This is a genomic window from Streptomyces sp. NPDC007983 (assembly GCF_042958345.1).
Lineage (GTDB): Bacteria > Actinomycetota > Actinomycetes > Streptomycetales > Streptomycetaceae > Streptomyces.
The window spans coordinates 47,194-64,492 of record NZ_JBIBJI010000005.1; the positions used below are offsets into that span (position 1 = coordinate 47,194).

Annotated in this window: 14 protein-coding genes and 1 pseudogene; 9 read left to right on the top strand and 6 right to left on the bottom strand. The window is 71.6% G+C overall.

Going from position 1 to position 17,299, the window contains the following annotated elements; translation table 11 throughout:
* Positions 1–80 precede the first annotated feature (80 nt).
* Entirely contained in the window at positions 81–899 is an 819-nt protein-coding gene (locus tag ACFZCY_RS17210) for a LysR family transcriptional regulator (RefSeq protein WP_391173833.1), read from the top strand.
* Here ACFZCY_RS17210 and ACFZCY_RS17215 read toward each other — a convergent pair.
* Positions 832–3,288 (bottom strand): annotated as a pseudogene (locus ACFZCY_RS17215) (FtsX-like permease family protein); the annotation flags it as partial. The gene ACFZCY_RS17210 and the pseudogene ACFZCY_RS17215 overlap by 68 nt on opposite strands.
* 24 nt (positions 3,289–3,312) lie before the next feature.
* Positions 3,313–4,068, bottom strand: coding sequence for an ATP-binding cassette domain-containing protein (locus ACFZCY_RS17220; RefSeq protein ID WP_391173836.1), 756 nt, complete (start codon positions 4,066–4,068; stop codon positions 3,313–3,315).
* 260 nt (positions 4,069–4,328) lie between these two features.
* Here ACFZCY_RS17220 and ACFZCY_RS17225 point away from each other — a divergent pair, with 260 nt between their 5' ends.
* The 4 genes from ACFZCY_RS17225 (at position 4,329) to ACFZCY_RS17240 (ending at position 9,692) form a co-directional block, all read left to right on the top strand.
* Positions 4,329–5,612 carry a sensor domain-containing protein gene (locus tag ACFZCY_RS17225; protein WP_391173839.1) on the top strand — a complete coding sequence of 428 codons (1,284 nt, stop codon included), beginning with the start codon at positions 4,329–4,331 and terminating at the stop codon, positions 5,610–5,612.
* Positions 5,600–6,253: a LuxR C-terminal-related transcriptional regulator gene (locus ACFZCY_RS17230; RefSeq protein WP_391173842.1), complete on the top strand. Its 654-nt coding sequence runs from the start codon at positions 5,600–5,602 to the stop codon at positions 6,251–6,253. Before ACFZCY_RS17225 ends, ACFZCY_RS17230 begins: the two co-directional genes overlap by 13 nt.
* A gap of 624 nt (positions 6,254–6,877) precedes the next feature.
* The gene (locus ACFZCY_RS17235; protein WP_391173845.1) at positions 6,878–7,762 is read left to right on the top strand and encodes an SDR family oxidoreductase; all 885 of its coding nucleotides are present in this window, start codon (positions 6,878–6,880) and stop codon (positions 7,760–7,762) included.
* A gap of 103 nt (positions 7,763–7,865) precedes the next feature.
* The gene (locus tag ACFZCY_RS17240) at positions 7,866–9,692 is read left to right on the top strand and encodes a thiamine pyrophosphate-requiring protein (RefSeq protein ID WP_391173848.1); all 1,827 of its coding nucleotides are present in this window, start codon (positions 7,866–7,868) and stop codon (positions 9,690–9,692) included.
* On the opposite strand, the gene ACFZCY_RS17245 is transcribed toward ACFZCY_RS17240, so the two are convergent.
* A complete protein-coding gene (locus ACFZCY_RS17245) occupies positions 9,674–11,440 on the bottom strand; it encodes a glycoside hydrolase family 15 protein (protein ID WP_391173851.1) in 1,767 nt (588 codons plus the stop codon). The two genes, ACFZCY_RS17240 and ACFZCY_RS17245, sit on opposite strands and share 19 nt — an antisense overlap.
* Positions 11,433–12,008, bottom strand: a complete 576-nt coding sequence (locus ACFZCY_RS17250; RefSeq protein ID WP_391173854.1) for an HPP family protein — start codon at positions 12,006–12,008, stop codon at positions 11,433–11,435. The genes ACFZCY_RS17245 and ACFZCY_RS17250 overlap by 8 nt, the downstream gene beginning before the upstream one ends.
* A gap of 174 nt (positions 12,009–12,182) precedes the next feature.
* Between ACFZCY_RS17250 and ACFZCY_RS17255 the strand changes: the two genes are divergently transcribed.
* The 4 genes from ACFZCY_RS17255 to ACFZCY_RS17270 all read left to right on the top strand — a co-directional run bounded on the left by ACFZCY_RS17255 (position 12,183) and on the right by ACFZCY_RS17270 (position 15,477).
* Positions 12,183–12,626 (top strand): SPW repeat protein, encoded by a 444-nt coding sequence (locus ACFZCY_RS17255; protein ID WP_391173857.1) that lies wholly within the window; start codon positions 12,183–12,185, stop codon positions 12,624–12,626.
* Complete coding sequence (locus ACFZCY_RS17260) at positions 12,623–13,693, top strand: SDR family oxidoreductase (protein WP_391173860.1); 1,071 nt, start codon at positions 12,623–12,625, stop codon at positions 13,691–13,693. The genes ACFZCY_RS17255 and ACFZCY_RS17260 overlap by 4 nt, the downstream gene beginning before the upstream one ends.
* Before the next feature lie 30 nt (positions 13,694–13,723).
* Positions 13,724–14,836 carry an NAD-dependent epimerase/dehydratase family protein gene (locus ACFZCY_RS17265; RefSeq protein ID WP_391173862.1) on the top strand — a complete coding sequence of 371 codons (1,113 nt, stop codon included), beginning with the start codon at positions 13,724–13,726 and terminating at the stop codon, positions 14,834–14,836.
* Between the two features lie 116 nt (positions 14,837–14,952).
* Complete coding sequence (locus ACFZCY_RS17270; protein WP_391173865.1) at positions 14,953–15,477, top strand: hypothetical protein; 525 nt, start codon at positions 14,953–14,955, stop codon at positions 15,475–15,477.
* Positions 15,478–15,479: 2 nt separating this feature from the next.
* On the opposite strand, the gene ACFZCY_RS17275 is transcribed toward ACFZCY_RS17270, so the two are convergent.
* The gene (locus tag ACFZCY_RS17275) at positions 15,480–16,028 is read right to left on the bottom strand and encodes a hemerythrin domain-containing protein (RefSeq protein ID WP_391174400.1); all 549 of its coding nucleotides are present in this window, start codon (positions 16,026–16,028) and stop codon (positions 15,480–15,482) included.
* A 65-nt stretch (positions 16,029–16,093) separates the two neighbouring features.
* The gene (locus ACFZCY_RS17280) at positions 16,094–17,296 is read right to left on the bottom strand and encodes a hypothetical protein (RefSeq protein WP_391173868.1); all 1,203 of its coding nucleotides are present in this window, start codon (positions 17,294–17,296) and stop codon (positions 16,094–16,096) included.
* Positions 17,297–17,299: the final 3 nt, after the last annotated feature.

Here is a 17,299-nt window from a genome sequence, read left to right on the forward strand (position 1 = left end):
GGATCGGTGCCTATTCCGCCCGAAAGCGGTAGTCGCACCGGGGACGGGACCCGCGGGGCGCGGTGGCTGGCGTGGGGTCCGTGGAGCTCCTACACCTGCGTTACTTCGCCGCCGTCGCCCAGGAACTGAACTTCTCCACCGCGGCCCGCAAACTGCACATGGCGGCGTCCCCGCTGAGCCGGCGGATCAAGGACCTCGAGAACGAGCTCGGACACCGGCTCTTCGACCGCGACACCCACCGTATGAGGCTCACCCCGGCCGGGAGCGCGCTGCTGCCGATCGCGCGCGGTGTGCTGGATCAGGTCGATTCCATCAAGTGGCGGCTGGACGAGACGGCCCGGCCACAGCGGACCACCGTGCTGCTCGGCGTGCCCACCGGCATCCACCCGGAGCTGCGGACACGGATCGACGCCCTGGCCGAGCGGGTCGGCGACCGGTTCGAGATCACACGCTGGCCGGGCGCCGCCGACCGCCTGGTCGACGCGGTGGGGGACGGCCGGCTGGCGCTGACGCTGGCCCGGCTCCCGGTCGGCAGCGACCCGGCGCTGGAGCAGGTGCCGGTGATGTCGGAACGGCTCGGGGCGGTCGTGCCCAGGGACAGGTTCCCCGGGCGGGAGTCGGTCGCGCTGGCGGAGCTGGCCGACCTCGCCTACGCGGGCTCCCCCGCGGCGGTGGCCCACGCGTATTTTCGCGGGCTCGACCAGCAGCTGTCCGATCTCGGCCTCAAGAAGCGCATCACACTTCCCGCAGGCCGATGGCGTTCACCGGCGCCGTACGCAGCGCCCAGCGGGTGGGCAGCAGGATCGCCGACGCGCCGATCGCGGCCGTCGCCGCGACGATCCCCAGGTACAGCAGCGGGGGGATGTACGGCACGGGCGATCCGGTCAGTCCGAGGCTGACGGTGACCAGCGGAAGCAGGGGCACCACGCTGCCGATGACCACCGCGGTGATCACCACGATGACCGTTTCCACCCTCATCATGCGCATCACCTGCCGGGCGGGGGCGCCCACGAGCCGGAGCAGGGCGAACTCCCGTACCCGGCTCAGGGTGGCCATCACCAGCGTGTTGGCCACCGAGATGGCCAGGTATCCGAAGACCAGGGCCAGCGGCAGGGCGCTGGTGAGCACGCTGGACGTCGCCTGGTCCTCCTGGGCGGCCGACAGGCCCGCGTCGTCGAGGACATCGGTTCCGGGGTAGCGCTTGCCGAGGTTCTCCAGCGCCGCCTTGACCTTGTCCTTGTCGGCGTCGGGCGCCGCCTTGACGAACACGGTGTCGTCCAGCCGCCGGTTGCTGTGGTCGAGAACGGTCCGCTGCGGAAGGGTGACGTCGCCGAACCCCAGTCCCCGCTTGTAGACCGCCACCACGACCGGTTTGGCCTCGACACCGTCGGGCAGATGCAGCCGCGCCCGCTCCCCCACGCCCACGCCCAGCGTGCTGGCGGCGCCGGTGCTGAGGGCCACGGTCCCGTCGCGCAGCCGGCTCACGCTGCCGTCGGTCACCTCCAGGTCCATGTTCTTCTCCAGCCCCCGGGGCGTGACCCCCTGGCCCTGGTACTCGAAGATTTCCGGCGAGTCCAGCACCGCACGCGAGGCGGCCAGGTCGACCCGGATGACGCCGGTGGCGGCGGCCACCCCGGGCAGCCGGGCCGCGTCCTCGACCGCGGGCATGGGGACACCGCCCGCCTGGCCGTTGAGGGTGAAGTCGGCCACGATGCCCTGCTCCGCCTGGTCCTGCGCGGCCTCGGCGGTGGTGGTGGGGATGACCAGCTGCACCATCGCGAAGCCGATCGCCAGCGTCAGCGGGCCGATCCCGGCGGCCAGCCGACGGGCGTTGGCACGGGTGTTGGCCACCGCCAGCCAGCCGTGCGGGCCGGTGCGCTTGCGGACCGGCCGGGCCAGCAGACGGGTCGACAGGCTCACCACCGGGGGGCTCAGGAGCAGCACCGCGATCACCATCACCAGGCCACCGGAGCCCGCTCCGGCCACGGCGAAGATGCTGCCGAAGAACAGCGGCAGCAGGGAGGCGGCGGCGCCGAGCAGGAACAGCATCACGCCCGAGAACACCCGCCACCGGCCCAGTTTCGGCTTGTCCACGGCCGCTTCGCCCATGGCCTCCACCGGACGGACGGCCACCGCCTTCCGGGCGACACCGAGGGCCGCCGCCTCGGCGGCGATGATTCCGGCGAACACGGCGACCAGCATGGGGAGCGGCCCGTAGGAGAACGTGAAGTCGTCGGGCACCATGCCGATGGTGGTCAGCGCCGCCCGCATCAGCTGGGCGACCAGGATTCCGGGGAAGCAGCCGAGCACCGACGCCACACCGGAGACGAGTAACGCCTCGGCGGCCATCATCTTGTAGATCTGCCGGGGAGTGGCGGCGACGGCGCGCAGCAGGGCCAGCTCGCGGCGGCGCTGGTGCACACTGAGCGCCAGGGTGCTGGACACCACGATCATCGCGATGAGGATGACCGTGGCGCCGAGCGAGCCGGCCATTTCCTGCAGGTCGCTCCGCGCGGTGGCCACATCCGGGTTCTCGATCCGGCTGCGGTCCGAGCCGGTACGGGTGGTGATCTCCTGCCCGTGCAGCTTGTCCTTGATCCGGTCCTCGAGCTCGCCGGTGTCGGTTCCCGGCGCGGCGATGACCCCGACCGCCCGCACCCGGCCGGGGTCGCCGGACAGCCGCGCCGCGTCGGACTCGGTGAAGAACAGGGGGGCGGAGCGCAGCTCCTCGTCCGTGGACTTGAGCGTGGCGAGGCCCACGACCTCGAACGAGGCGGCGGCCTCGGTGGTCGCCAGCCTCACCCGCCGGCCAGGGGTGATCTTTGCCTGTTCGGCGAGGTGGGCGTCGAGCACGACCTCACCGTCGTGCTCCGGCGCCCGTCCGCCGCTCAGCTCGAAGGGGCCCAGGGCCGCGCTGCCCCAGCCGTGTCCCGTGGACGGCCGGCCGTTGTCGGCCTCCACCAGATCGCCGGAGCCGTTCACCACCTGGGCGGGGAAGCTGACGTCGCCGACGGCCTTCCGGACGCCTGGAACCCGGGCGATCCTGGCCACCAGATCGCGGTCCAGCGCGGCCGGTTCGGCCAGCGGCTTCTCCTTGGTCTTGCCGTCATGGACCTTGAAGGACTGTTTGCCGCTGACGACGACGGCGGCGCCCGCGTAACGCTGGGTCGGGACGCCGGATCCGATGCCCGACTGCAGGAGGATGCCGAACGCGGTGACCAGGGCGGACGCACCGACCAGGGCGACGAAGGCGCCGACGAGCCCCGCCTTGCGCTCCCTGAGCGTCATGCGTACGAGTCGGAAGATCACCGGTCACCACTCCCCGAGGCGTGTCATGCGCTCCGCCACGCGCTCGGGGGTCGGGGACTCCATCACCTCGGCGAAGCGGCCGTCGGCGAGGAAGACCACCCGGTGCGCGTGGGAGGCCGCGACGGGGTCGTGGGTGACCATCACCACCGTGTGGCCGGTGGTGTCCACCACGTGGCGCAGGAGCTGGAGAACCTGCCGGCCGGTGCGGGTGTCCAGGGCTCCGGTCGGTTCGTCGGCGAAGATGACCTCCGGACGGGTGATCAGGGCCCTGGCGATGGCCACCCGCTGCTGCTGGCCGCCGGACAGCTGGGAGGGCCGGTGGCCCATGCGGTCCGCCAGCCCGACCTGGTGCACGACCTGCTCGAACCAGGCGGGCTCCGGCGACTGCCCGGCGAGCATCATGGGCAGGGTGATGTTCTCCTCCACCGTCAGCGAGGCCAGCAGGTTGTACGCCTGGAAGATGAACCCGACCCGTTCCCGGCGGAGCATCGTCAGCTCGGCCTCGGTCAGCCTCGCCAGGTCCGTGCCGCCCAGCTGCACCGAACCGGAGGTGGGCCGGTCGAGCCCCGCCGCACAGTGCAGGAAGGTGCTCTTGCCCGCGCCGGAGGGGCCCATGACAGCGGTGAAGCTGCCCCGGTCGAAATCGATGGTCAGGTCGCGCAGGGCCGAGACCTGCCCGGCGCCCCGGCCGTACGTTTTGCTCACGCCCTGCAGTTGGACAGCCCGGCGGCTTGCGGGAACCGGCATGCCGGTCTCCATGGTCGCGTGCCGAGTCCCGCCGCCGGCCGGCCGGCCATCACCCCCACGTTGAGCCACCGCCGCGTCCCCCTTGGAAAAGAGTTCCTGTGCTGTCCGCACTCACGCTAGAGGCGTGGAGCGACGGGGAACACGGCGTGCACTGGTAGATAGAAGGTGCAGCTTGCTGCCCCTTCCGGGGTCGTGCGCAAAGACCCGGCGGTGGGCGGAATTGCGGTGATAAAGTGCGCTCGACCTATGCGAGGGCCGGGCGGGAGATGACTGTGGATTCCCACAGAACGATCTACATGGGCTCCGTCCGCATGATGACCTGGCAGGCCTTCGTCTCCCGGTTCATCGCCTCCGTGCCGTACGTCCTGGTCAGCGGCGGCACCGCGCTGGTCGCCCTGTTCGCCCTCTACGCGCTGGTCTTCGTCCTGGCGCTGAGCCTGCTGGGTCCGGGGCTGCTGCTGTTACCCGCCTTCCTGATGCGATTACGCCGCAGCGCCGACGCCCATCGCCGGCGGGCGGCCACGGTGCTGGGCGCCGAGATCCGGTCGGACTACCGCACGCCCAAGGGCGGGCCGCTGATCCGCGCGCACACCATGCTGACCGACCGGGCCACCTACGCGGATCTCGCCTGGCTGCCGCTGCACGCGCTCTTCGGCCTGTTCAGCGTCGCCCTGACGCTGGGTCTGTGCATGGGCGCCGTGAGCTGGATGACCACCCCGCTGTGGTGGATCCTGGTCCCGAAGGCGGAGTTCCTCTTCTGGGAGATCAACTCCTGGGCGGATTCCCTGGGCGCGGTGATCGTCGGCCTGGCCTACGCCGCGCTGGCCGCGTTCATCGTCCCGGCGCTGGCGCGGTCCCACGCGCGGATGACCCGGTTCATGCTCAAGGCACGGCGCCGGAAGGTGACGCTCGCCCGGCGGATCGAGGAGCTGACCGCGTCACGCGCCGAAGCGCTCGACGCCCACGCGGCGGAGCTGCGCCGCATCGAGCGCGATCTGCACGACGGCGCGCAGGCCGGGCTGGTGAGCATCTCGCTGCGGCTGGGCCTGATCAAACAGGCCGTGGCCCAGCGCCCGGAACAGCTGCCGGAAATGATCGACCGCACCCATGAACTGGCCGAGCAGGCCTTGGCCCAGCTGCGTCAGGCGGTGCGCGCCATCTATCCGCCGATCCTCGTCGACCACGGTCTGGCCGAGGCGGTGCGGTCGCTCGTCGCCGCCTGCCAGGTGCCCACCGAGCTGGACGTCGACATGGCCGCCGTGGGCGGGCGCGCTCCGGTCGCCGTCGAGTCCGCCGCGTATTTCGTGATTTCCGAGGCCCTGACGAACGTCGCCAAACACAGCGGCGCCGACCAGGCCCAGGTCCGGTTGCACACCACGGGGAACAGCATTCTGATCACCGTGTGGGACAACGGCCGGGGCGGTGTGTCGGAGGACGCCGGAAGCGGGATCCGGGGCATCAGGCGCCGCGTCGCGGCGTTCGACGGGACCACCGAGCTGACCAGCCCCGACCAGGGGCCGACCACACTTCGAGTGGAGCTGCCGTGCGGATCGTGATCGCCGAGGACAACACCCTGCTGAGGGAGGGACTTTCGCTTCTGCTGACCAACGCCGGGCATGAGATCTGCGCGATGGTGGCGGACGGCGACAGCCTGCTGCCCACGCTGCTGGAACACCGCCCGGACATCGCCGTCCTGGACGTCCGGCTGCCGCCGACCTTCCAGGACGAGGGACTGCGGGCCGCGATCGCCGCCCGGGCGGAGATCCCCGGTCTGCCGGTGCTGGTGCTGTCCCAGTACGTCGAGCAGGCGTACGCGTCCAAGCTGCTCGCCCAGGGCGCCTCCGGGGTGGGGTATCTCCTGAAGGACCGGGTCGGCCGCATCGAGGAGTTCCTCCAGGCGCTGGACCGGGTCGCGGACGGCGGTGTGGCGATGGACCCCGAGGCGATCTCCCAGCTCATGGTCCGCAGGACGCGCAACGACCCGCTGGCCGCCCTCAGCGCGCGGGAGCGCGAGGTGCTGTCACTGATGGCCGAGGGGCATGGCAACACCGCCATCGGAGAGCTGCTGTTCATCGCCGAGACCTCGGTGAACAAGCACATCGGGAACATCTTCAGCAAGCTCGGCCTGCCCACCACCGACGGCGGCCACCGGCGGGTGCGCGCGGTGCTCACGTACCTCAACGCCAGCAACGCGTGATCCGAGGGGTGTGTCGGCGACCGCCGGTCAGATCGCTGACAGCAGCGCTGCCAGAGCCGTCCGCCGGAGCGCACCGCGTTGGTTCCACCATGTCTCCAGGAGGCGGCACATAGGGCAGGTTGGCCCCGGGTGGCGCGGTTTCCGCGGCAGTGCGGTCGACCCGGAAGATGCAGTTTTCTGCACCTCGGAACTGGAGATCACTCTCCTCCGCGGACCCCGAACCGTGCGTACAGTCCCAGATGTCGGCGCAACCGCGCCCGACACTCACCTCGCACCGCACGGGAATCGGCGATGACACAGACCTCGGGTTGGAAGCCAGGCAAGGAACGGCCCTTGTGGCCGTGGATACTGCTGGTCATCATCGCGGTGGGCGTCTGCATCAACGTGGCCCTCACCGTCTGAGCCTTGCCGCGACACGCCGCGCGGAGGGGGCTTCCCCTCCGCGCGGCCACGGTCCGCTCAGGAGCCGCTCGGCGGCGCGGGGACGTCCTCGTGGTCGACAACTTCCTGGCCACCCACGCCCGCGAGCCGTTCAGCGGCGACCGGTGGCGTTTGCCCCGGCATCCCGTAGGGCACCTGGGGTCGGACGATTCCGTCCGACCCCCGCGGCCCGGGAGGTGCCCCGTGAACCAGCACGAACAGCGTCATCCGGTGGAGCAGCATCCACGGCCGGAGTTCCCCCAGCAGGACCAGGCGCATCCCGGTGAGACCGAACCGATGGAGCCCAGGCCCGACCACGGCGAGGACAGCTACGAGGGCCACGGGCTGCTGAAGAACCGGCGCACGGTGATCACCGGGGGTGACTCGGGGATCGGGCGCGCGGTCGCCCTCGCGTTCGCCAGGGAGGGCGCCGATGTGCTCTTCAGCCATCTACCCGAGGAGGAGAAGGACGCCGAGGAGACGGTGCGTCTCGTGGAGTCCGCCGGGCGCCGAGCGGTGCCGGTCTCCTGTGACATCCGCGAGGAAAGCGCATGTCAAGGGCTGGTGGACCGGGCGGTCGAGACCTTCGGCGGGATCGATGTCCTGGTCAACAACGCCGCGTACCAGATGGCCCGGCCCAAGGGGCTGGAGGAGATCCCCACCGAACAGTTCGACCGGGTGATGCGCACCAATCTCTACGCCATGTTCTGGCTGTGCAAGATGGCCCTTCCGCACATCCCGGAAGGCGGCAGCATCATCAACACCACCTCGGTTCAGGCGTACAAGCCCAGCTCCCACCTGCTGGACTACGCCACCACCAAGGGCGCGATCGTCACCTTCACCCAGGGACTGGCCGGCAACCTCGCCGAGCGCGGTATCCGCGTCAACGCCGTCGCCCCGGGCCCCGTGTGGACCCCGCTGATCCCCGCCACGCTGCCGGACGCCTCGGAGTTCGGCGCCCAGAGCCCCCTGAACCGCCCGGCGCAGCCCGCCGAGATGGCCCCCGCCTATGTGTTCCTGGCATCGCAGCAGGCCGGCTACATCACGGCGGAGATCGTCAATGCCACCGGAGGCACTCCGCTGCCCTAGAGCCCGCCTTCCGCCAAACGGGCGTCCCGGCGTGGTGCGGGATGCCGGGACGATGCGCAGTGTGTAGATCTTGGTATCGGGGCCCCGCGCTCCCCCGCACGCCATGACGAGAGGAAGACTTGTGTCACTCAAAGTGTCCGACTACATCCTCCAGCGCCTGCGTGAGTGGGACGTCGAAAATGTCTTCGCCTACGCGGGCGACGGCATCAACGGCCTGCTCGCCGCCTGGGAGCGGGCCGGCAACAAGCCCCGGTTCGTTCAGGCCCGGCACGAGGAAATGGCCGCCTTCGAGGCCGTCGGCTACGCCAAGTTCTCCGGACGCGTGGGGGTGTGCGCGGCGACGTCGGGCCCCGGCGCCATCCACCTGCTCAACGGCCTGTACGACGCCAAGCTCGACCACGTGCCGGTGGTGGCGATCGTCGGCCAGACCAACCGCAGCGCCATGGGCGGCTCCTACCAGCAGGAAGTCGACCTGCTGAGCCTCTACAAGGACGTGGCCGCCGAATTCTGCGAGATGGTCACCGTCCCCGAGCAGCTCCCCAACGTCCTGGACCGCGCGATGCGCACGGCCCGCGCCAAGCGCACGGTGACCGCCGTCGTCATCCCGGCCGATGTACAGGAGCTCGACTACTCCCCGCCGACCCACGCGTTCAAGATGGTGCCCTCCAGCCTGGGCATGGCCTCCTACGCGCCCATCCCGGCCGCCGCCGACCTGGACCGCGCCGCCGAAGTGCTCAACGCCGGGGAGAAGGTGGCGATCCTCATCGGCCAGGGCGCCCGCGGAGCACGGGCCGAAGTCGAGGAGCTCGCCGATGTGCTCGGCGCCGGGGTGGCCAAGGCCCTCCTGGGCAAGGACGCCCTCCCCGACGACCTGCCGTATGTCACCGGTGCCATCGGGCTGCTGGGCACCCGGCCCTCCTATGAACTGATGCAGGAGTGCGACACCCTGCTCGTCGTCGGCTCCAGCTTCCCCTACACCCAGTTCATGCCGGATCTCGACCAGGCCCGCGCCGTGCAGATCGACATCGACCCCTTCATGGTCGGCCTGCGGTACCCCTTCGAGGTCAACCTCGTCGGGGACTCCCGGGAGACGGTCAAGGCCCTGCTTCCGAAGCTGAAGCGCAAGAAGCACGGCTCGTGGCGCAAGAAGATCGAGAAGAACACCGCCCGCTGGTGGAAGGTCATGGAACGGCGCGCCGCCGTGGACGCCGACCCCATCAACCCCGAATACGTCGTCCACGCGCTGGACGCCCTGCTCCCCCACGATGTGATCCTGGCCGCCGACTCCGGCTCGGCCGCCAACTGGTACGCACGCCACCTGCGCATCCGCGGGAACATGCGCGGCTCGCTGTCCGGCACGCTCGCCACCATGGGCCCCGGCGTCCCGTACGTCATCGGCGCCAAGTTCGCGCACCCCGACCGGCCGACCCTGGCCATCGTGGGCGACGGCGCCATGCAGATGAACGGCATGGCCGAGCTGATCACCGCGGCCAAGTACTGGCCCGAGTGGCAGGACCCCCGGCTGATCATCGCCGTGCTCAACAACCACGACCTCAACCAGGTCACCTGGGAGATGCGCGCGATGTCCGGCGCTCCGCAGTTCCTGCCCTCCCAGGCGCTGCCCGACGTGCCGTACGCGGACTTCGCCCGCTCCATCGGCCTGGAGGGGGTGCGGGTGGAGACTCCGGAAGGGGTGGAATCCGCCTGGCACAAGGCGCTCGGCGCCGACCGCCCCTTCGTCATCGACTTCCGCACCGACCCCGCCGTGCCCCCGATTCCCCCGCACGCCAGCCTCGATCAGATCGAGGCCGCGGCCTCGGCCATCGCCAAGGGCGACAGCGACCGGGCGGACATGGTCCGGCAGGGCGTCAAGGCCAAGATCCAGGAGTTCCTGCCGGGCAAGAGCCACCGTCAGGAACGGAAGGACTGACCGGGGTCCTCGTCGGCGCCGAGACGCACCGCCGCCTCCAGCAGTTGGGCGTGGACGAACGCCTGGGGCAGGTTGCCGCGGAGCTGGCGCCGACGGACGTCGTACTCCTCGGCAAACAGCCCCGGCGGGCCGCAGGCGGCCCGGGTGCGTTCGAACCAGCGGAAGGCGCTGACGCGATCGCGCTGGCGGTGGGCGGCGAGCGCCATCATGAAGCCGCACAGCAGGAAGGCTCCCTCGGCCTCCTCCAGGGGCTGGTCGCCGTGGCGGAAACGGTAGAGATAGCCGTCCCTGGCCAGCCGCTCCTCGATGAACCGGCGGGTGCGCGGCCCGCTGGGGTCGTCCGCGGGGAGGCAACCGCGGGCCAGCGGCAGCAGCAGGGCGGCTTCCGGCCCGTCGTCGTCCTCGGCCCGGGCCCAGTGACCCGCGGGGCCCAGACAGCGGCGGCGGGTCTCGCGCAGGATCGCGTCGGCCAGGCCGTCCCACTCCCGCGCGGCCCGGTCCCGCACGTCTCGCGCCACGGCGCGCAGTCCGGCCACCGCGCAGAGCCGTGAGTGGGTCCACCAGCGCTCCTCCAGCTCCCACAGACCCGCGTCGGGGCGCGGCCAGTCGCGCTCGACGGCGGCCACGGCCACGTCGAGGGCGCGGCGGGCGTCCGCATCGAGCCGGTCGAGGCGGGCCGCGGCGGCGTACAGCTGCAGCATCTCGCCGAAGGCGTCCAGCTGGAACTGCCGGCCGGCGCGGTTGCCCACCCGGTCGGTGCCGCCCGGGTAGCCGGGCAGCGGCAGGGAGCGTTCCCCGGCCACCGTGTCGCCGGTGACGGTGTACGCGGGGCGCAGATCGCCGCCGTCGGCCAGCAGCCGTTCGGTCACGAAGCCCACGGCCGCGTCCAGGAGGGGGTGCGGGCCGTGCGCCGCCACGGCCAGACCGGCGTAGCACTGGTCCCGGATCCATGCGAAGCGGTAGTCGTAGTTGCGGTCGGTGTTGACCCGCTCCGGGAGCGAGGTGGTGGCGGCGGCCACCATGGCGCCGGAGGCGCTGGTCAGCCCGTTGAGGATGGCGTAGGCGTGGCGGGCGTCGCGCGGGGCGGCCAGCGCGGAGCAGTCCGGTACGGCGCGGGCCCAGTGGCGTGCGGTGGTCTCCCACAGCCGCTCCGGATCCGGCTCCTCCGTCATCGCCCGGGTGCCGATTTCCAGGACGAGATCGCGCGTCTCGCCGGAGGCCACCGTGAAGCGTGCCTCCAGCGACCCCTGCCGGCCGGGGGTGGCATCGGCCGCTCCGGCGAGGCGCAGACGCAGTCCACCGCCGTGGGCCGACCAGATTCCGCGCTCCTGCCGCAGGCCGGTCATCGTGTGCGCGCCGAAACCGGGGCGGACATCGAGCCTCAGCCGCAGGCGGGCGTCGCCGCGCACCGCCCGCACGCGGCGCAGCAGGACCAGCCGGTCCGGGGCGGCGGGCACCGCCAGCGCCTCCCGGCATTCGAGCACGGCGTCGCCGGTGACCCAGCGGCCGACGTGGATGAGGGTGCCGTCCTCGTAGGAGCCGCCCCAGACGTTCCAGTGGTCCTCGGGGCCCAGAAGGAACTCCCCCGGGCCGCCGATCAGGGTGGAGAACACCGCGTCGCTGTTCCAGCGGGGTGCGCACAGCCACACCATCTCGCCGCGCGGCCCCACCAGGGCGCCGCGTTCGCCGTCGCCGAGGAAGACGTACGCCCGGAGGGTCCACGGCGACGAGGCGGGGGTGTCATTCATCCGCTTCCCCCGCCTTCCCGTGCGGGGCTTCCTCCCGTGCGGCGGAGGTGCCCGCCCGCCCGCCGGCCCACGCGAGCAGGGCGGCACCCGCGATCAGCAGGACCAGCCCGGTGAGCATGCCGTACAGGGGCGGTCCCGGCCGGGCGATACCGGAGGAGATCAGCAGGGCCGTGGCGGCGGCGGGCGGGTGCTGGGCCTCGATCAGTTCGAGCAGGAGGAGGGTCAGGCCCACGGCGAGGGCCTGGGCGCCGATCTGCGCCCAGGTGTCGTATTTCTGTTCGACCACCGACGGGTGCTGCCACAGCCCGAAGACGGCCAGGCACGCGAGGCCGCAGGCGATGGCCATCAGGTGTCCCAGCGAGGAGTTGCGCAGCCGGGCCGCCTCGCTCTCCGGGTGGACGAGCAGGACGTATGCCGTCGGGCCGAGCGTGGCGGTCAGCGTCACCCAGCCGGCGCCCCGGCCGATCGCGCCCACGACGGCCAGCAGGGCCGCGGAGGTCAGGAAGAGTCGTCTGCCCGCCGCCCACCGCGTCTCGATCCGGGCCGGAACCGTGAGAGTACGGGGCATGCGGGCCATCGGCGCACCTCCTGCTCATCGCCTGCCGCCCCCGGGTACCCGGCCCTGCCGCGACGACCGGTGGAAGCCGCGGCGCCTGCCCGGAGAATCCGGCACGGCCGTGCTGATTGGGCCCGCTCCTGGTGGCTACCCGGCGCTGAACGCCTCGGAAGGAGGTTCGTCATCATGACCACGCATGGTTCCCGCATCGAAGAGCATCCCGACCTGATGGAGCTCAGGGCCCGCTACGAGCGGGCGGCGACGACTCCGCAGGCCCGGGCGGTCGAGGGGCTGACCCTGCTGGCCGGGCTGTACCTGGCCGTCTCCCCGTGGGTGGTGGGCTTCTTCGACACCGGGACGGGGCTGACCGTCAACAACCTCATCACCGGGCTGGCGGTCGCGATCCTGGCGCTCGGCTTCGGCTCGGCCTACGAGCGCACCCACGGGCTGGGCTGGGTCGTGGCGGCGATCGGCGTATGGACGATCATCACGCCCTGGGTGGTCTACGGGCCATCGATCAGCACGGGCACGATGATCAGCAATGTGGTCACCGGTGCGGTGATCTTCCTCCTGGGGCTGGCCACCTCCGCTTTCGGGATGAAGGGCGACGCCCGAGCGCAGCAGCGGTGACCGACAACGCCCCGGGCGGAAGGCCGGAACCCCACGGGCACCGGATCGTCGTCATCACCGGAGCCGGCGCCGGCATCGGCCGCGCGGCGGCGCACGCCTTCGCCGGGCGGGGCGCCGCGGTCGCCCTGCTGGCGCGTGGCGCCCGTGGGCTGGAAGCCGCCGCGCGGGAGGTGTCGGCGGCCGGTGGCCATCCCCTGCCCATCAGCGTCGACGTCTCCGATGCCGCGGCCGTCGACGCGGCGGCCACGCGGGTGGAACGGGAGCTGGGGCCGATCGACGTCTGGGTGAACGCCGCCTTCACCACGGTCTTCGCGCCCGTCCAGGAGATCGAGGCGGAGGAGTTCGAGAGGGTCACGCGCGTGACCTACCTGGGGTTCGTCCACGGCACCCAGGCGGCGCTGCGCCGTATGGTGCCCAGAGACCGTGGCGCCATCGTGCAGGTCGGCTCCGCCCTCGCGCACCGCGGCATCCCCCTGCAGGCCGCCTACTGCGCGGCCAAGCACGCCATCCAGGGCTTCCACGAATCCCTGCGCTGCGAGCTGCTGCACGACCACAGCCGGGTACGGGTCACCATGGTGCACCTGCCCGGCGTGAACACGCCCCAGTTCAGCTGGGTGCTCTCCCGCCTGTCGCGGCACCCCATGCCCATGCCGCCGATCTACCAGCCGGAGGTCGCCGCGCGGGGGATCCTGTACGCCGCCGACCACCCCGAGCGACGCGAGTACTGGGTGGCCGGCTCCACCGTCGCGACACTGATCGCGAACAAGTTCGCCCCGGGGCTGCTGGACCGGTACCTCGCCCGCACCGGCTACGACTCCCAGCAGGCGGATTTCTCCCGCGCCCCGGACCAGCCGACGAACCTGTGGGCCCCGGCCGACGGCACCGACGGCCGCGACTACGGAACCCACGGGGCCTTCGACGACCGGGCGACGTCCCGCAGCCCCCAGCTGTGGGCCTCCCACCACCACGGACTGCTGGCCGCCGCCGGCACGGCCGCCGGGGCCGCCGTGTGCGCCCTGACCGTACGGCGCGCGAGACGCGCCCCGGCGTGGCCGGGACATGGGTGACGAGCCGTTTTCGCGAGGAGGTGAGGGCCGATGACCGCGCCTGGCAACAGCACGAACACGCGGGGCCGGCGGGGTGACGGCGCGACCGGCCTGCGGGTGGTCGTCGTGGGCGCCACCGGCAACGTCGGCTCCGCGGTGGTGCGGGCGCTCGGCGAGGAGGCGGCCGTGTCCTCGATCCTGGGGCTCGCGCGCCGCGTCCCCGACTGGACACCGGAGAAGACGGCGTGGCGAGCCGTGGACCTCGGCGACCCCGATGTGGAGCTGGTACCGCACTTCCGCGACGCGGATGTGGTGGTGCATCTGGCCTGGTTGTTCCAGCCCACCCATGAGCCGGTCACCACGTGGCGCGGCAATGTGCTGGGCAGTGTCCGGGTCTTCGAGGCCGTGGCCGCCGCGGGTGTCCCCGCGCTGGTCCATGCCTCGTCGGTGGGCGCGTACTCGCCGGGGCCGAAGGACCGCGGGGTCGACGAGTCCTGGCCCACCCATGGCTGGCCGGAGGCCGCGTACACCCGGGAGAAGGCGTATCTGGAGCGCTTCCTCGACGGGTTCGAGCAGCGTCACCCGGACCTTCGCGTGGTGCGGATGCGGCCCGGCTTCCTGTTCCAGCGGCAGTCCGCCTCCCAGCAGCGCCGCCTCTTCGGCGGGCCGCTGGTGCCGGGCAGCCTGGTGCGGCCGGGACTCGTGCCCGTCGTCCCGGATGTGCCCGGGCTGCGGTTCCAGGTGCTGCACACCGAGGACGCCGCGACGGCCTACCGGGCCGCGGCCGTCCGGGACGTACGCGGCGCGTTCAACATCGCGGCCGAACCGCCGGTGGACGCCGCGACCCTCGCGGAGATCCTGGGCGCGCGGGTCTTCCGCCTGCCCCGGCCCTTGCTGCGCGGCGCGGTCGCGAGCGCCTGGAAGCTGCATCTGGCACCGGCCTCCCCGGAGCTTTTGGACGCGGTGCTGCGGATCCCCTTGATGGACACCACACGCGCCCGGCGGGAGCTGGGGTGGGAGCCCCGGCACACCGCCACCGACGCCATCGAGGAGTTCCTGCGCGGGCTGCGCCGGGGAGCGGGCGGCCCCACGGCGCCACTGGCCGCCGACTCGGCAGCGGGCCGCGTCCACGAAGCGGCGACCGGGGTGGGCGAACGCCCCTAGGGCGTGTCTCGGCTTCCGGTCCTGTCCGCTTCCGCACGCGGCACCCCAAGGGTCCCCTTATGCCCGCCTCACCCGTATGGTGGATCGACGCCACCGGAAGGAGAGGAGTGGCTTCGTTGTCCGGGGATCTGTCATCCATCATCGCCGCCACGTCCCAATGGCTGGTCCGCGCCTATCCGGCGACCGGAGGAGCCATGAGCACCGTGCTCGCCGAGGCCCAGGCCCGGCAGGCCGTGACCGTGGCCGCCTGGCTCCGGTATCCGACCGTGACGGAAGCGGCACTCGTGGCGATGGCGGGGCCGGGCGGCTCCGCCCGGCTGGAATGGCTCCTGGGCACAGAGCCGCAGGAGGTGAACGCGGCGGACCTCGCCTGGCGCACCTGGGTGGACGAGGTGGTGGCGAGCTGGGCGGCGGCCCTGCTCGCCTCGCCCGCCCTGGCCGAGGCGGCCGTGGCGGCGCTCGCCGCCTGCGAGCACGCCGCCGCCTCACCGGTCGACTTCCGGCGCCTGACGGCCCCCGACGCCCACGACCGGAAGGCGGCGCCGCTGCTGCGCCACCCGGACCTGCTGGCACCGGTCGCCGACCTGCACCACGCGCAACTGCTCGCCCGCCTGCACACCGATCCGGTGGGCACCGGCTGACCTCAGCCGTCCCCGCCCATGGCCTTGCGGATGGTGTCACGGGTGCGGTCGATCACAGCCGCCATCGGCCCGAGCGCGATGTTCTTCGCGGCGGTCTCCACGCCCGGATGCGGATGGGTGGGAGCCGTCACTTCGGCGGCCTGGACCGCCTTGGCCATGGTGGCGAGCTGCCGGGGCTCGGTGTGTCGCCGCAGTTGCGCGAATTCGTACCGCTCCTCGGCGCGGGCGTGCGCCATGACCTCGGTGCGCAACTCCCTCAGCAGGGGCATGAATGCGGCGTCGGCGGTGTCCATCCCGTCGAGGCGGCTGAGCTTCTCCTTGGCCTCCTTCTCCTCCCGCAGCCGGTCATCGACCACCGCTTCCGCGCCGTCGAAGGACCGGCGTGCCACGGGGTGCACCACTTCCTCCTCCGCCGTCTCGTGGACGGCCAGCATCCGGACCAGGCGGCGGAAGGCATCCCGCCGGTCGTCCCCCGAGGCCCGCTCCACCTCGTCGAAGAGGTTGCGGATCTCGCCGTGCTGACGCGTCAGGAGCGCCACCACATCGTCCATACCGTCAGGGGCATGGCGCTGAGCGTCGTCGGTCACGATGTCCTCCTTGAGGCCGGGGTGGGTGGTCAGTCGCGGGAGCGCTGGGACGGCGCGGGGTGCTCGCCCTCGGTTTCCAGCCGGTACTCCCGGCCGAACATCTCGCGGTGCTGCTCCATCACGCGCTTGCTCGGCGGCTGATCGCCGTCGTTGAGCCGCGCCTGCATGGCCTCGAACCGCTCGTGTGCGTCCCGTACGTAACCGGTGCCGAGCGTCGTGAGGTCCATCTGGGTGGCCAGCAGCTCACGGACGTATGCCTTGTTGGGTTCGAAGGTGAGCGCGTTCGGCAGCTCGCGGGCGACGACCTCCTCGGGCTCGCGCCCGTCGTTGCGGCGCATCAGATCACCGGCGATGCGCAGATGCTCCAGCTCCATGTTCAGGTGCAGCTCCCAGACGGCCTTCACCTTGGGGTCCGGCTCCTGCTCCATGAAGGAGTGGTAGAGGTAGCACTCGTTGTACTCATGGACCACCAGCCGCTCCCACCAGCTCTCGCCCGGATCGACCAGGGACTCGTAGTGGGTGACGTGCTCCTCCTCGATCAGCCCGATCTCCTGGTAGAGCTGACGGGCGATCGGCTCCATGTAGGTCGGGCCGACGTTCATGTAGAAATTCATGGTCTGCTGCTCCGCCGCCATGATCGTCAGCGCGTGCAGCCTGGAGAGCGGATCGACCCGCGTCCGGTCATAGGGCTCGCGGACGTTGTCGACCGGGTTGCGGTGATGGTATTCCGTCGGACGGCCCGGCATGACCTCCGTCAGCCCCTGGACGATCTCCTCCGCCTTACGGTGCTCGATCATCTCGTACAGGTTCGCGTACCGGTACAGGTGATCGAAGTCCTCCAGCACCCCGAACTGGTACGCCTGCGTGAGATACGGATCGGGCTCCATGCGGGCCACCCACGCCGTCAGGTCCACCGCCACCTGCTCGTAGGCGATCGTCGTCTCCAGCACCGAGGCGACGCCCGGCAGCAGCCAGTTCACCGCCTTCTGCTGCTGCGCCTCGACATAGCGGGTCCGGGCCAGCTCCCGCTTCACATCGAGGTCCGGGCAGTGGCGCGCCATCTGGTGGCTGAACAGGATCGCCTCGATCTCGATGCCGTTCATGGCGATGACGCGGCACCGGGTGTACGGATCGCAGCGATCCGGGTCGATGGGGGAAACGTCCAGCTCACGCCAGTTGCGGATCTGACGGTCGAGGGGGATGCCCCGCTGCTCCAACGGGTTGAACGTCATACG